At 69.5% G+C, this 15,290-nt stretch carries 14 protein-coding genes; 3 read left to right on the top strand and 11 right to left on the bottom strand.

Translation table 11 applies throughout. From position 1 onward, the window contains the following. The first annotated feature begins 441 nt into the window (after positions 1–441). Both IT306_28080 and IT306_28075 read left to right on the top strand, forming a co-directional pair. Complete coding sequence (locus IT306_28080; GenBank protein MCC7372306.1) at positions 442–1,785, top strand: DUF1800 domain-containing protein; 1,344 nt, start codon at positions 442–444, stop codon at positions 1,783–1,785. 63 nt (positions 1,786–1,848) lie between these two features. Beyond that, the gene (locus tag IT306_28075; protein MCC7372305.1) at positions 1,849–3,438 is read left to right on the top strand and encodes a DUF1501 domain-containing protein; all 1,590 of its coding nucleotides are present in this window, start codon (positions 1,849–1,851) and stop codon (positions 3,436–3,438) included. 142 nt (positions 3,439–3,580) lie between these two features. On the opposite strand, the gene IT306_28070 is transcribed toward IT306_28075, so the two are convergent. Further along, positions 3,581–3,970 (bottom strand): hypothetical protein, encoded by a 390-nt coding sequence (locus IT306_28070; protein MCC7372304.1) that lies wholly within the window; start codon positions 3,968–3,970, stop codon positions 3,581–3,583. A 252-nt stretch (positions 3,971–4,222) separates the two neighbouring features. Here IT306_28070 and IT306_28065 point away from each other — a divergent pair, with 252 nt between their 5' ends. Next, positions 4,223–4,591, top strand: coding sequence for a cupredoxin domain-containing protein (locus IT306_28065; GenBank protein ID MCC7372303.1), 369 nt, complete (start codon positions 4,223–4,225; stop codon positions 4,589–4,591). A gap of 59 nt (positions 4,592–4,650) precedes the next feature. Here the strand turns inward: IT306_28065 and IT306_28060 are convergent, their stop codons facing one another. The 10 genes from IT306_28060 to IT306_28015 form a co-directional block, all read right to left on the bottom strand. After that, positions 4,651–5,577 carry an SH3 domain-containing protein gene (locus tag IT306_28060; GenBank protein ID MCC7372302.1) on the bottom strand — a complete coding sequence of 309 codons (927 nt, stop codon included), beginning with the start codon at positions 5,575–5,577 and terminating at the stop codon, positions 4,651–4,653. A 212-nt stretch (positions 5,578–5,789) separates the two neighbouring features. Next, positions 5,790–6,413, bottom strand: a complete 624-nt coding sequence (locus tag IT306_28055; protein MCC7372301.1) for a dCTP deaminase — start codon at positions 6,411–6,413, stop codon at positions 5,790–5,792. 201 nt (positions 6,414–6,614) lie between these two features. Then, positions 6,615–6,929, bottom strand: coding sequence for a hypothetical protein (locus tag IT306_28050; GenBank protein MCC7372300.1), 315 nt, complete (start codon positions 6,927–6,929; stop codon positions 6,615–6,617). Further along, the gene (locus tag IT306_28045) at positions 6,926–7,576 is read right to left on the bottom strand and encodes a hypothetical protein (protein ID MCC7372299.1); all 651 of its coding nucleotides are present in this window, start codon (positions 7,574–7,576) and stop codon (positions 6,926–6,928) included. The genes IT306_28050 and IT306_28045 overlap by 4 nt, the downstream gene beginning before the upstream one ends. A 40-nt stretch (positions 7,577–7,616) precedes the next feature. Then, positions 7,617–8,234, bottom strand: a complete 618-nt coding sequence (locus IT306_28040; GenBank protein MCC7372298.1) for a phosphoribosylglycinamide formyltransferase — start codon at positions 8,232–8,234, stop codon at positions 7,617–7,619. Between the two features lie 93 nt (positions 8,235–8,327). After that, positions 8,328–9,437, bottom strand: coding sequence for a phosphoribosylformylglycinamidine cyclo-ligase (locus IT306_28035; protein MCC7372297.1), 1,110 nt, complete (start codon positions 9,435–9,437; stop codon positions 8,328–8,330). Further along, entirely contained in the window at positions 9,437–10,888 is a 1,452-nt protein-coding gene (purF, locus tag IT306_28030) for an amidophosphoribosyltransferase (protein ID MCC7372296.1), read from the bottom strand. The genes IT306_28035 and purF overlap by 1 nt, the downstream gene beginning before the upstream one ends. A 52-nt stretch (positions 10,889–10,940) precedes the next feature. Continuing rightward, complete coding sequence (gene purL, locus IT306_28025) at positions 10,941–13,205, bottom strand: phosphoribosylformylglycinamidine synthase subunit PurL (protein MCC7372295.1); 2,265 nt, start codon at positions 13,203–13,205, stop codon at positions 10,941–10,943. Continuing rightward, a complete protein-coding gene (gene purQ / locus IT306_28020; protein ID MCC7372294.1) occupies positions 13,202–13,975 on the bottom strand; it encodes a phosphoribosylformylglycinamidine synthase I in 774 nt (257 codons plus the stop codon). Before purQ ends, purL begins: the two co-directional genes overlap by 4 nt. Positions 13,976–14,156: 181 nt before the next feature. Further along, the gene (locus IT306_28015; protein MCC7372293.1) at positions 14,157–15,089 is read right to left on the bottom strand and encodes a hypothetical protein; all 933 of its coding nucleotides are present in this window, start codon (positions 15,087–15,089) and stop codon (positions 14,157–14,159) included. Between the last annotated feature and the right edge of the window lie 201 nt (positions 15,090–15,290).

Here is a 15,290-nt window from a genome sequence, read left to right as displayed (position 1 = left end):
GCGCCAGCAGCTCGAAGCGCCGCTTGATTGCCTCCAATGGCTCCATCGCCCGATAGTCTAGCTCGCGCCGCCCCTGCCGCCCGTCACACTGCCATCACAATGCGACACTTATTTCTCGGCGATTCCTTTACGTCGTTTTCGCCACCTTTACGCACGCTTAACGTCCACCTGTCTGGGCCAGTAGTACGATCGCGCTATTCCTGGTCGGACGCCCCCAATCTGGCCCACCGGGCCGTCTCTGAATCGCCCGTGATCTCGTTACCTCGGAGCACACGGCGGCGGGATCTGGTGAGCCTGCCTGTCACCACCTGACCGATCTGGGATGCGGGACACACTCGATATGGATAGGCGCCTGGGCTTCCCTGGGAGCGAACGGGTTTACAACGCGAAGTGCTGGCACGCGGAGCTGCTCGGAGCCGCGGCGTGGCGGAGGTGGGACCGATGGCCGAGCTGACAGGGCGACGCCGCTTCAACCACCTGTTCCGGCGAGCTGGCTTCGGCGGCACGCTGAATCAGGTCAGCGATGCGATGGCACGGCACCCCGACGAGGACACGGCGTTCGCGATGACGGTGGACGCCCTGCTGAACTACAACGCCGTGGCCGAGGTGCCCGATCAGGTCACGGTCGATCCGGCGAACAAGGACACCCTGATTCGCTGGTGGCTGGACCGGATGGTCCGCACGAGCCGTCCCCTGCTCGAAAAGGTGGTGCTGTTCTGGCACGACCATTTCGCCACCTCGTTCGACAAGGACGGCATCGACGTGCCGAAGATGCAGGCGCAGAACCTCCTCTTCCGCACGATGGGGATGGGGCAGTTCGAGCCGTTCTTGAACGCCGTCTCGCGCGATCCGGCCATGATGATCTGGCTGGATCTAACGCTGAACCGCAAGAACAGCCCGAACGAGAACTACGCCCGCGAGGTCATGGAGCTGTTCGCGCTGGGGATCGGCAACCCGAACGACCCAAACTACACCGAGTCCGACATCCGTCAGGCGACGAAGGCCTTTACTGGCTACACCCTGGACACCAACGGCAACTGGATCCTCAACGCCAACCAGCATGATGGCTCCACGAAGACGGTGCTCGGGACGACCTGCGAGTCGGGCGATCAGGTCCACTCGATCCTGGTGGCGTACACGAAGAACGGCCGGAAGGTCTGCGCCCACTACCTGACGGCCAAGCTGTTCAGCTGGTTCGCCTACCCGGTCACCCCCGACGATGCGGTGGTCACGCGGTTGGCTCCTGGCTTCGCCGCCAGCGGCCACAGCATCATCTGGCTGGTGGAGATGATCCTCAAGTCGCCGGAGTTCTCCTCGAACGCCGCCTACCGGGCGCTCATCAAGTCGCCGGTCGAGCTGGCCGTCGAGACGCTCCACATCCTGAGCGCCGAGCGCATCCCGAACGGCGGCGTGCTGAGCCGCCTCACCGAGCAGGGCATGCGGCTGTTCCACCCGCCGGACGTCTCGGGCTGGCCGAGCGGCTCGTCATGGATCAACGCCAGCACCGTCCTCTCGCGGTGCAACATGGGCGCATCCATCGTGAACAGCATGGGGAAGGTGGCGGCGACCGAGGCCGGCGGGCCGGCTGTCGCATCGCACCTGACCGGCCAGACAACGGCGGCCGGCAAAGTCGACCTGATCCTCGCGATGCTCGTCGACTCGAGCGTGAACACGGCCACCCGTGACGCCTTGATCGCCTACGCCAACAGCATGGGGACCAGCGACGAGAAGATTCGCGGCCTGTTCAACCTGATTCTGGCGCTGCCGTCACACCAGCTCAACTGACCCCGTCCGCACGTTGGCGGCTGGCGGCGCGCACCCGTCAGCGCCAGTCTGGAGCACCGAGCCGTGGCCATCCTCTCCAACACGATCTCGCGGCGCAGCCTGCTGGCGAAGGGCGCGACGCTGGTCGCCGCCGGCATGGCGGTGCCGTCGTTCATCGCCGAGACCGCCCGCATCTTCGAGAGCGGCATCCAGTTGACGCCAACGGTCCACGCGGCCGGCCGCCGCATCCTGGTCATCATCCAACTGGCGGGTGGCAACGACGGCCTGAACACCGTCATCCCGATCAACAACGCGGCCTATACCGCCGCCCGCCCGGGCATCGCCATTCCGAACGCGCAGATCCTCTCGCTGAACGGGTCGGTGGGGCTACACCCCAGCCTGACCCGCCTCAAGTCCCGCTACGACCTCGGGCAGGTGGGCGTGGTGCAGGGCGTCAGCTACCCGAACCCGAACCGTTCGCACTTCCGGGGCACGGACATCTGGGAGTCGGCGGTTCCGACGCGCCTGGAGGCGAAGGGGTGGGTGGGCCGCTACCTGGAGACCTGCGGCTGCCAGCGGGCCGACCACCTGGAAGCGATGACGGTCGGGAGCAGCCAGACGGCCGGCGCCTTCTGGACCGAGATGGCGCTGGTGCCGGCCGTGGCGAGCATCAGCAACTTTCGCTACACCAGCGTGAACAACGGCAACACGACGCAGCGCAGCTCGGAGATCGCGACGCTGCGGACGGCGCTGGCCCAGTCCGAGGGGACCCAGCAGGGCGAGCTGTTGCGCCAGTCGATCCTGACGGCGCTCACCGACGCCGACATCCTGGCGGCGGCGGCAGCCAGCTACACTCCACGGGGCACCTACCCGGCCAACGGCTTCGGGAACAGCATGAAGCTGATCTCGCAGCTGGTGGCGGCGGACGTGGGCACCTCGATCTTCTACGTCTCGCTGGGCGGCTTCGACACCCATTCCGGCCAGCTCGCGGCGCATGCCAGCCTGATGGCGACGCTCGACCAGGCGGTGGATGGCTTCCTCTACGACATGGAGCAGATCGGCAAGCTGGACGACGTCACCCTGATGACGTTCAGCGAGTTCGGGCGGCGGGTGGCCCAGAATGGCAGCTCCGGGACGGATCACGGCGTCGCCGCGCCGATGTTCGTGATCGGCGGCGGGGTGCAGGGCGGCCTGCACGGGACCTACCCGAGCCTGACCGACCTGACCAGCGGCGACCTGAAGATGTCCGTGGACTTCCGCTCGGTGTACGCGGCGGTGCTGGAGAAGTGGCTCAACGTGCCCTCGGCCACGCTGCTGGAGGGCACGTTCCCGACGCTGAGCCTGTTTGAGGAGCCGGTCAACTGCTCGCCGCGACCGCAGGTGCGCGTCGCCACGAGCGTCTCGGGTGGTCGGATGAACGTGACGGTCACGGCGGGCGGCGGCAAGGTCCGCTCGATCCGCTTCGGACCGACCCAGAACGCGCTCATCGACGTGGACGGGCTGACCTCGCAGACGGGGACGTTCACGCGGACGTTCGCCTCGCCGGCGACGGCCCAGGCGTTCTACGTGCGGCGGCAAGCGCCCGGCCCGGTGACGGTGCCCATCGTGGTGACCGACGACTGTGGCGCGTGGAACACGTTCGTGGGCGGCGGGGCCGGCACAACAGGCTTCTGAGCCGGCTGGGAGGGTTTCCGGAAAGCCCGTACATGGTTCGCCGGGGAAGATCCCTCGACTGCGCTCGTTCCTCGCTGCGCTCGGGATGACGGAGGAAACGCCGTCAGCGAGGCGACCCGACAGCTCACGATTGACAGGGTATCTAGCGTTGGTCGGCGAACAGGGCCTTTGTCTCGTCCTTCAGCAGCACCACCAGCGCCCACACTCCGAGCGGCAGCGACACCACGCAGCAGAACGTGCAGGGGATGCAGGCGGCCACCGCGCCGGCCATGCTCCAGTTCCAGTTGCGGAGGCTCCGCATCTGCAGCCCGCCGTAGATCGTCACGCCGTCGAGCACGACGCGCAGCAGCGCCAGCACGACCCAGAGGCCGACGCCGAACAGCGCGTCTTTGCTGTCCTCCGAGACGAAGATCAGCGTGCTGGCCGAGAGCAGCACGATCAGCCAGACGACGGTCCCGGCGAGGCTGAGCCCCCCTGCCACCAGCAGCCCGATGGCTGGCGCGCTGACCGGCTGTGCCGGGTCTTGTTGCATGACACCCTCCGTACCCTCGGTGCGTTGAACTGTGCAGAACGGCAGGCCGGGCGGCCCGAATCGCCCTGACCGATGGGCAGCAGAACCCCCGAGGCGGCCACCGTAAGCCGCAACCGAGGTCCGAGACGTCCGTTTCCCCTAATGCGCGCGGAGATGGACAACCGAACGACGGTCCTTGCGCGTACATTCATCGTCACCAGGAGCATGCCGCCCGACGCGGCACGCTTTGACGCGATCGGAGACGTTTCGCTGATGCTCGTGTTGCGGCTGGTTCACACGTCCTGGCGCAGGTGGTTGACGCTCCTGTTCGCCGTGGCGGTGATCGTCGGACTTCCAGGCGACGCGCTCGCCGCCGACGCCCAGATCTCGATCGTCCAGCCGGGCGACACGATGACGTTGCGCTACGAGCCGTCGTCCCAGTCGATCTCGGTTGGCTCCTCGGTGACCTGGGTCAACAGTGGATCGACGCCCGTGACGATCACCTCGCCTGATGGCCTCTTCGACTCTGAGACGGTCGCGCCCGGCGGCTCGTTCAGCCATGTGTTCGATACGCCCGGCACCTTCCGCTACTTTTGCGTGCCGTACCCGCACATGAAGGGCGTGATCGTCGTCACGCCGTAGCGGCAGCAACCGGTTCTGGCTGTGCAAGAGGGGGCGTCCGAAGCGCGGACGTCCCTTTCTCATGAGATGACGATCGGCACTTCGCGGGTCGCGCGGCCATCGCCCTCGCCGGCGCTGATCCGGTAGCGCCAGGTCCCCGGGATCGCATCCTCGGGCACCTTCCAGGTCCAGGAACAGAAGCCGTCGGCGTCGGCGGTTGTGAAGCCCAGGCCATCCGTCGGCGCGGTCTGCGGCCCGAAGATGAACACGCGCAGCTCGCACCTGGTGCCCGGCCGCGTGACGATCTTGAGCGTCGCCTCGCCGCCGCGCGCTGCTGGCGAGGTGATCTCCTCGACGCGGATCGACGGCGGCGGCAGCAGAGCAGGCTGCCCCGGGGTGGACTGGATCGGCTGGAGATACTCGACGATCACGAAGCCGGTGCTGCCGTCCACGTCGCGGACGTTGCGCCAGGTGTAGCCGTCGCCACGCTGCTCGCCGCCGACCAGCTCCACGACGGTCCCCTCGGGGACCACCTTCACGCGCTGGGCCGAGACACTGGCGGCACGGCGCATGTTCGCGCCCTGCCCCTCGGTGTTCACGATGCGAGCGCTGCGGGCCGGCTCCGGAGTCGGGGTGCTGGTGGCTGTGGGGCTGGCAGCCGGCGTTGGGGAGACGGCTGCGCCGGGGCTGGCGTCGCGGCCGGGCACCAGCACGGCCTGTGTCGGGGCCAGGGTGGCAGCGGCCGGCGCACTGGTTGCCGTGGCGATGACCACCACGCTCTGCGAGCCAGGCCGCGGCGTCGGCGTCGGGTTCGGCTGCGCGGCAGCAGCGGGGGCTGGCGTCGGCGGGGTCGGCTGCGCGCCAGCAGACCGAGCCACGGACCAGACCATCAATCCGCCAAGCACCACCAGCGCCGCGACGATCACCGGCGTCGCCAGCATCGCGACCCGTAGAGCTGGTGGCTGCGCCTGGAGCCAGCGCCAGAATCCTCCGAGCTGCTGCAGCACGTCCCCCTCGTTCGAACCTCGCGGCGGGCGAGAGGTCGCCAGTCGCTGAGGGCACCGCTAGGATACCGAAGTGTAGACCCCACAACACGCCGTTCTGACAGGCCGTAGGGACATTGTTATGGTCAGTTTGTGCGGGCCACGGCGAGTGCTCGCGCCAGAGCGGATCGTGCAGCGGCAAGGTCCGAGGGCGCGAGCGCGTCGCGGGCGGCATGTCAGTGCAGGCGGCCGTTGGCGACGGGGTCGGGGCCGGCCGCGCAGGTCTCGGGCGGCAGATTCCGCAGCTCCAGGTGGTAGCGGCTCGGCGTCGGCTCGGTGTCGCCCTGGTACTTGCTGGCGAGACCGCCGCCGCCGTACGGGTTGTCCACGGGGCTGGTCATCTGGATGAACGAGATCTGGCCGATCTTCATCCCGGCAAACAGGGTGATCGGGAACGGCGCCAGGTTCATCAGCTCCAGGGTCAGCCGGCCTTCCCAGCCGGGATCGACCAGGCCGGCCGTCGCGTGGATCAGCAGGCCGACCCGCCCCAGCGAGCTCTTGCCGTCGAGCCGGCCGACGAGGTCTTCGGGGATCGTGATGTGCTCCATCGTGACGCCGAGCGCGAACTCCAGCGGGCGCAGGAAGAACGGCTGGCCCGGCTTCAGCTCGACGACCTCGGTGAGATCGGCGGTGTCGTTCCGCAGGTCGATGTGCGAGATGTGGCTGTTGTGAAAGACGCGGATCTTGTTGTCCATCCGCAGGTCGATGCTCGACGGCTGGATCGCGTCCTCGGCGAGCGGCTCGACGCGGATGCGTCCGCGAGCAATCTCCTCTCGCATCGTGCGGTCGCTCAGGATCACGGTCAACTCTCCCAGGGCGTAAGGGATACGGCGCAGTGAGCGGGCAGCCCGCTGCGGCAAGTGGGCCGATGGTACGGGGAGCAGCGGCGCTGGAGAGCAGATGTCGGTGCGGTGTGATGGGCGGTTGACGCCGCTGGTGCGATCTCGTGACCTGGCCCCGGAACGCGGCTGTGCGCTCCGGGGCCAGGAGGCGCGCAGGCTCTACAGCCCGAGGGTCCGCCGTGCCGCGAGGTACTCGCGGTCGTCGGCGAAGACGGTCTCTGGCTCGGAGATGGGCGCGAACGGGGCGAGCGTTGGAGCATCGCGCGCCGCGTCCCAGGAGAGCCAGAAGCTGTGGACGGCCGCCGTGCCCTCGAGGACGAAGCCGGAGACTGTCTCCAGGCCGTTCGGCAGCAGGCGGCCTTCCTGCTGCATCAGGAACAGCGCGTACCGGCGGATGCCGTGCTCGGCCAGCAGACGGTGGATAGCCTGCCGCTCGGGTGAGCGGGCGCGGCCACGCTCCTGACGGCCGGTCATGGGCGGTACGTCGAGCGGGTCAGGCCGCGCACGTACGCTTCGCCACGGTCCGGGCGGAAGTGGGTGGTGATGCGGCGACCGTCCTGCGTCAGGCTGGTGAAGCGGTTGCCGGACTTGTCGTAGAAGCCAAGCCGCTGGGCGTTGGACTCACGATCCACGTAGGTGAAGAGCGTCCCGCCGCGGACCGTCTCACGGGCCGAGGCGTCGTAGGCGGACTCGGAGGCCCAGGGGCCTTCGTCGCCATGCTTCTCGAAGTGCGAGGCCAACTGGCCGGGCGTCCAGGTCGCCTCGCGGACGATGCGCTCACGGTCGATACCGGCCGGATCGGCCGGCTTCGCGGGGGCAGCAGCGGTCGGCTGCGCCGCCGACGCGGCGGTCGGCTTCGTGGCCGAAGCAGCGGTCGGTTTGGCAACCGATGTGGCGTTCGGCTGAGCAGCGGCTGCAGCGGTTGGTTTGGCCTGTGCCGCTGCTGACGGACTGGCTGCCGCTGACGGGCTGGCTGGGCGCTCGGTGGCCGTCGCTGCCACTGGTGCGACCGGTGCGACCGGCGGCGTGCCAGCCCGCCCGGCCATAAAGAACAGCGCGCCGGCCACGAACAGCAGCAGGATCCCGACGACGACAGCCGCCCGCACAATTGGAGATCGCATGGCCCAGAGTGTACCGGGCGGGGACCGCGCATCTGCGAATTCAGGCCAGGATGCGTACGCAGCGGCCGTCGAGCGTCAGGCGGCCCTCGGCGAACAGGCGGACCGCCTCCGGCAGGGCCTGGTGCTCCTCCGCGAGGATGCGCGCCGACAAACTCTCCACGGTGTCGTCTTCGAGGATCGGGACGGCCCGTTGCAGGATGATCGGGCCGGCGTCGAGGTCGTCGGTGACGAGGTGGACAGTGCAGCCGCTGACCTTGGCGCCGTAGGCCAGCGCCTCGGCCTGGGCGTGGAGCGTCTGCCCGAAGGCCGGCAGCAGCGACGGATGCACGTTGAGCATGCGCCCGGAGAAGTCGCCTACGATGGACGGCTGGAGGATCTCGTCGAAGCCCGCGCACACCACGAGGTCGATGTCCGACGCCAGCAGCGCTGCCCGGATGCGCTCCTGGCGGGCTGCGCGTTTCGGGAAGCGGGCGCGGTCGGCCACGAGCGTGGGGATGGCGCGGCCGCGGGCGTACTCCAGGCCGCCGGCGTCGGGGCGGTTGGCGGCCACCAGGACGATCTCAGCGGGCACGTCGCCGCGCTCGATGGCCTCGATGAGGGCCAGGAGGTTGGAGCCGCGGCCGGAGATCAGGACGGCGACGCGGCAGAGGTCAGGCATGTGTCCTCTCACGACGGGAGGTGAGCGGCATCCCCGGAGTGCGGGAGAGGGGCGTCCGCCCACACCTGGTGGTGAGGGCCTCCCGGCGTTCCGTCAAGGTGCGCCGAGCAGGCGCACGCGCGGGCCGCCCTCGCCGTCGGCGCGCACGATCCGGCCGACCAGCAGCGCGTCTGGGGCGATCTGCTGCACGTCTGCGCCGTCCGCCTCGGAGGTCACGAAGACCCAGCCCAGCCCCATGTTGAAGACGCGGGTCATCTCCTCGAAGGCGATGCCGCCCTGGCGCTGGATCAGGTCGAAGATCGGCGGGACGCGCCAGCCGCCCCAGCGCAGTTCGACGCCGAGCCCCTTCGGCAGCATGCGCGGGATGTTCCCCTCGAAGCCGCCGCCAGTGATGTGGGCCATGCCCCGCACGATGCCGGCCGTCAGCAAGGGGCGCATGGTGGGCAGGTACGAGCGATGCGTGGCGAGGAGCACATCGCCGATGGTCCCGTCGAGGCCGGGGTACGGGTCCGTCAGCGGGAAGTCGGCCAGCACTTTGCGGGCCAGGGTGTAGCCGTTGGTGTGCAGGCCCGTGGACTCCAGCCCCCAGACGAGGTTGCCCTCCTCGATCTTCGAGCCGTCGATGATGCCGTCCCGCTCGACGACCCCGACGATGAAGCCGGCCAGGTCGTACTCGTCGGGGGCGTAGAGGTCCGGCATCTCGGCCGTCTCGCCGCCGACGAGCGCGCAGCCGTTGGCCTGACACTCGGCGGCCATGCCGTCCACAATGGCCGCCAGCCGCTCGGGGACCAGTTTGCCCATCCCGACGTAGTCCAGGAAGAACAGGGGCACCGCGCCACAGGTCAGGATGTCGTCCACGCAGTGCGCCACGAGATCCCGCCCGATGGTGTTGTGACGGTCAAGCTCGATGGCGATCTTCAGCTTGGTGCCGACGCCGTCCGTGCTGCTGACGAGGACCGGCTCCTCGAACCGGCTCCCGAGGGCCACCATCCCGCTGAACGCGCCGAGGTCGCCCAGCACGCGGGGGCCGTTGCTGTCCGGGCCGCCGAACGCTGCCGCCAGCCCGGCCCAGCTGGCTCGGACGGACGGCTTGATCAGGTCCACCGCCCGCTCGCCGGCGACGATGTCCACCCCGGCCCGGGCGTAGGCCGAGGCGGCGGGCGGGTAGCTGCCCGAGCCGGCAGGGTCGGTGGTCGAGGGCATCAGTGGCGCTCCAGCACAAACTTGCCCGCATCGGTCTCGATGGGCAGCGGGTAGCGACCGTGGAAGCAGGCGTTGCAGAGCATGGCTTCCGGCAGGTCGATGGCCTCGATCAGGCCCGGCAGGCTGAGGTAGCCGAGGCTGTCCGCGCCGATGTGCTCGCGGATCTGCGGCACCGTCATGTTGGCGGCGATCAGATCCTCGATGGCGGCGGTGTCCACCCCCAGGTAGCAGGGCCACATCATCGGCGGCGAGGAGATCCGCATGTGAACCTCCTTCGCGCCAGCCCGCCGCAGCTGCGAGACGACGCGCGGCGTGGTGGTCCCGCGTACGATGCTGTCGTCCACGACCACGACACGCTTGCCGCGCAGCACCTCGGGCAGGGGATTGAGCTTGAGAGCCACCGAGCCTTTGCGCTGGCCCTGGGCCGGCTGGATGAAGGTCCGCCCGATGTAGCGATTCTTGACGAACCCTTCCTTGAGCGGGATGCCAGCCTCGGTGGCGTAGCCGATGGCAGCCGGGACCGACGCATCCGGCACTGCGATCACGATGTCGGCCTCGACGGGCTGCTCGCGGGCGAGGATCTGGCCCATGCGCTCGCGGGCGGCGTAGACCAGCTTGCCGTCGATGACGCTGTCAGGCCGCGCGAAGTAGATGTGCTCGAAGGAGCAGGCCGCCCGGCGTGGGAAGCCGACCATCGGCAGGGAGATCGGCGCGCCGACGCGCTGACTGTGGGCCGTGGCCTCGGGCGCGGTGACGAACTTCTCGGTGTGGATGCCGTCGGCGTCGATCCGGAGCAGTTCGCCCGGCTCGACCTCGCGGATGAAGCGCGCGCTGATGGTGTCGAGCGCGCAGCTCTCAGATGCCACGACCCAGCCGCCGCCGTCGAGGCGCCCGACGCAGAGCGGCCGAATGCCGAGTGGATCGCGCACGACGTAGAGGGCGGCGCGGGTCAGCAGCGTCAGGCAGAAGGCGCCGCCGAGCAACGGGAGGGTGGCGCGGATGCGCTCGATCCAGGTGGCACCCTCGGCGTTGGCGCAGAGGTGGGCCAGCATCTCCGAGTCGGTGGTGGAGGTCGGGACGATGCCGAGCTGGTCGAGCATCCGCCCGAGGGTGGGCGTGTTGGTCAGGTTGCCGTTGTGCGCGACGGCCAGTTGCCCGAGGTCGCTGTCCACGACGAGCGGCTGAGCGTTCTCGACGCGGCTCGACCCGGTGGTGGAGTAGCGAGTGTGGCCGATGGCGGCAAAGCCGGTCAGACGGGCGAGGTCTGGCTCGTCGAACACCTGGGCCACGAGGCCCATGCGGGTATGGACGTGGAGTCGGTCGCCGTCCGCCGTGGCGATGCCGGCGCTCTCCTGGCCCCGGTGTTGGAGCGCGTAGAGGCCGAAGTAGGCCAGCCGCGCAACGTCCTCCTGAGGCGCGTAGATCCCGATGACGCCGCACGCCTCCCGCATGCCGGTCGGCCGGTCCAGGGTGTCCAACGACGAATCAGCCCACGCGGCCCTGTTAGAAGGGGGTGTTCCAGGCACGGGCAAGGTCCTCCACGGGGATGGAGAGCGCGTCTGACCATTCGAGCGTGTCACCGCCGACGACGCCAAGGTACTGGAAGCCAACCGCCCGCGCGAGACGGAGCGACTGACCAGCATCGGAGAGCAGGGGGTCGAGGATGCGGCCCACCAGCTCGGCAAGCTGGAAGCGGGCCTCGGGCGAGCACGAGAGCACGAAGCGCGACTGCCCCTCGCCGAACAGGACGCCGTCGAGGCGCGACCGAACGGAGCTATCGTCGCCGACCCGCGTGAGTGCGGTCAGGGATGCGGCGTCGCCCCGGAAGCCGAGGCCGCCGCCGATGCACGATTCGGCCAGGGCGATGCCCAGGCCACCCTCGCTGCAATCCTGGGCTGAGCGCAGGAAGCCGGCGCGGGCAGCTTCCAGGACGATCTGCTGCACCAGCCGCTCGATCTCCAGATCGAGGCCTGGGGCCGGGCCGAGGTCGTCGGCGCGGCCAAGCTGCTGCGCGAGATACTCGGAACAGCCGATCTCTGGGGCCGTGGTTCCGAGCAGGTACACGTAGTCGCCGGCCTGCTGGAAGGCGCTCGGGACGATCTTCGAGCGATCCTCGATCAGGCCGACCATCCCGACGATCGGGGAGGGCTTGACGGCGACGCCGTTGCTCTCGTTGTAGAGGCTGACGTTGCCGGAGATGATCGGGACATCCAGGGCGCGGCAGGCCTCGCCCAGCCCGTCGATGGCCTCCGACAGCTCCCAGTAGACCTCCGGCTTCTCGGGGTTGCCGAAGTTCAGGCAGTCGGTGACGGCAATCGGCTCTGCGCCCCGGCAGACCAGGTTGCGGGCCGCCTCGGCAATGGCGATGGCCGCGCCGCGCTTCGGGTTGGCGTAGACGTAGCGCGGGTTGCAGTCGGTGGTGAACGCCAGCGCCTTGTTGGTGCCGCGAATCCGCACCACGCCCGCGCCCAGGCCCGGCTCGACCACCGTATCCGCGCGGACGGTGTGATCGTAGGTCTGGAAGACCGGCCGCCGGCTGCGGATGTTCGGGGAGGCCAGCAGCCCGAGCAGCACGGCGTTCAGGTCGGCGGGCATCGCGGGCGGCGGGGGCATCTCCGGCTCAGGGCGCGGCAAGCCCTGGCGGGTGTAGGTCGGGACGTCGTCCGTCAGCAGCGGGATCGGCAGCCGGGCGACTTCGACGCCGTGCTCCAGCACCACGAAGTCGCCGTCGTCGGTGATCTCGCCGGCCAGGTCGGAGTGCAGCTCCCACGTTGCGAAATGGGCCTCGACCTCCGCGACGGCCGCTGGCGGCACCACCAGCAGCATCCGCTCCTGGCTCTCGGAGAGCATCATCTCGTACGGCGTGATGCCCGACTCGCGACGGCTGATCTTGCCGACGTCCAGCCGCATGCCGCGCTTGCCACGGGCCGCCACCTCGACGCTGGAGGAGGTCAGGCCGGCCGCCCCGAGATCCTGCATCGCCCGCACCACACCCTTCGGGAGCAGCGCGAGGCACGCCTCCAGCAGCAGCTTTTCGAGGAACGGGTTGCCGACCTGGACGTTCGGGCGGCTGGCCTCGCGGTCGTCGGCCAGCTCGGCCGAGGCGAAGGTCGCGCCGTGGATGCCGTCGCGGCCGGTCGGCGCGCCGACGATCAGGACCACGTCGCCGGGGTCGCCGGCCTTCGCCAGCGTCAGCCGCTCCCGCTCCACGATCCCCACGCACATGGCGTTGACCAGCGGGTTCTCGGAGAAGCTCGGGTCGAAGTAGATCTCGCCGCCGATGGTCGGCACGCCGATGCAGTTGCCGTAGTGCCCGATGCCCGCTACCACGCCGTTGAAGAGGTAGCGGTTGCGCCCCTCGTCGGGCGGGCCGAAGCGCAGCGAATCGAGCAGGGCAATCGGCCGCGCGCCCATCGTGAAGATGTCGCGCAGGATGCCGCCGACGCCCGTCGCCGCGCCCTGAAACGGCTCGACGGCGCTCGGGTGGTTGTGCGACTCCATCTTGAGGACGGCCAGCAGGCCGTCGCCGATGTCCACCGCACCAGCATTCTCGCCCGGCCCCTGCACCACGCGCGGCCCGGTCGTGGGCAGGCGGCGCAGCAGCGGACGGGAGTTCTTGTAGCCGCAGTGCTCAGACCACATCGCCGAGAGGATGCCCACCTCGACGTGGTTGGGCGTGCGGCCCAGACGTTCCAGAATGCTGGTGTACTCGGCGTCGGTCAGGTCGGAGGTGGGAGAAGGGACCAACTGACGCACGAGCTCGCTCATCGGCTGGCCGCCCCCGTCCGGGCCGCCCCAACCTGGACGGTGCTGCCGTGAGCAGCGCTCCCCGTCAGGTGCGCGGCGGCGCGGCTCCCGTATGAGATCAGCGCCCGCAGTAGCGGCAACCCATCCTGTGAGGGCAGCTCCGACTCGGCGGCGCGCTCCGGGTGCGGCATCAGCCCGACCACGTTGCCGCCGGCGCTGGCGATCCCGGCGATGTTGCCGAGGGAGCCGTTCGGGTTCGAGGCGTCGGTGACGGCCCCGACCGCATCGGCGTAGCGGAAGATGACGCGGCCGCTCGACTCAAGCTCGGCCAGCGTCTCGGGCGGCGCGACGTAGCGGCCCTCGCCGTGCGCGATGGGCAGGCGCAGGACCGTGCCTGCTGGCACGCCAGCCGTGAGCGCGGACTGCTCGCTCTCGACGCGGCAGTGGACCCACTGGCTGGCGAACGCTCCGCCGGCGTTCGGCAGCAGCGCGCCCGGCAGCAGGCCGGCCTCGCACAGGACCTGGAAGCCGTTGCAGATGCCGACGACGATGCGGTCACGCTTCGCCTGCTCGGCCACGGAGCGCATGACCGGCGAGAAGCGAGCGATGGCCCCGGCCCGGAGATGGTCCCCGTAGGAGAAGCCGCCCGGCAGCACGATGGCGTCGAAGCGGGCGAGGTCGGTGTCGGCGTGCCAGACCGGCTCGGCATCCTGCCCGAGCACTGCTCCCAGCACGTAGAGGGTTTCCTGGTCGCAATTCGTGCCTGGGAAGACGACGACCGCGATTCGCAAGACGGCTCCCGAGGAGAACGGTCCGGCCGCCGGAGGGTGGCCCAACAGAACGCTGGGACACGGCCGTCATGACGTCCGGCCACACTGCCACTCACCGAAGAGTATACCCGGCGCCGGGTTGTCGGGCGGTTACAGGAGCGTCGCAGCGTGGGAGTCGGGGGGCGGCGCCCCCCGACGACGGCTAGACCCGCCGGAACTTCGTCAGGCCGTTGTTCCCGCCGACCTCGCCCACGTAGAAGCTGCCCTCCCCGTCGATCCAGCAGCCGTGCGGCCCGTAGGCGAACTGGCCCCGCTCGGCGCCCTTCTCGCCCCACGCTCCCAGCTTCTTGCCGTCCGCCGTCCAGATCTCGACCACCCCGCCGCCGACGATGTGGAAGATGCCGTCGGCGTCTACGGCCACGTCGCACGGGCGGTTGACGCCGGTGACCTCGGAGAGGAACGCGCCGTCCAGGGTGAAGACCTGCCAGCGCAGGTTCTCGCGGTCCATCACGTAGACCTTCGAGTCGGGCGTGACCATCACGTCGTGCGGCAGGTTGAACTTGCCCGGCTCGGTGGCGGTGCGGCCGGTGACCGGCTCGCCCCGGAACTTCTGGATGAAGACCGGATCGCCGCCGCCCCAGGAGAGGATGTGGTCGCCAGCCTCGGTGAAGCGGTGCATCCAGTTCTGGCCGTAGCCGTCAGACACCACGAGGTCGCCGTTGGGCGCCTGGACGATGCCGGTCGGCATGTTGAACGGCTTTCCGGGCGCGCCCGGCTCGCCCTTCGTCCCGAGCGTCATCAACAGCTCGCCGCTCGGGGCGTGCTTGGTGATGGTGTGCAGGCCCGTGTCCGCCACGAAGACCTCGTCGGCGGCGTTGATCCAGACGGCGTGCGGCGAGGAGAAGGTGTCTCCCCAGTTGTCGGCGACCGTGCCATCGGGGTTGAGCACGAGGATGTGGCCCACGCCGGGCAGGATGTTGGCGACGCCGCCGCCCGGCGGGATGTTGCGGACGCCGACGTAGGCGCGGCCCTTCGAGTCAACTGCCACCGTTGCCGCGACGCCCTTGACTGGCTCGGCCGGCCAGTTCTCCACGACCTCGAACTGGATACCGTCAATCCCGAATCGCTTTGCCACGCTGCTCATCCTCCCATGTCGCGCCCGAGGCGACAATGCCCTTGCGCACCTGCCAGTCCCCGAGTATAGGCTGGATGCGTACAGGCCGGATGCCCCGGCCTGTGCGGGCCGGCGCGGTATGCGGCGGGTCGCCCGGCCTGCCACACTTGACGTGCTGCGCGGCGCTGCTTGGATGATCCCACGTGCCGCGCCTCCAGGGAG

This window comes from Chloroflexota bacterium (genome assembly GCA_020850535.1).
In the GTDB taxonomy this organism is placed as follows: Bacteria; Chloroflexota; UBA6077; order UBA6077; family JACCZL01; genus JADZEM01.
This window is presented reverse-complemented; position numbering and strand designations above follow the sequence as displayed.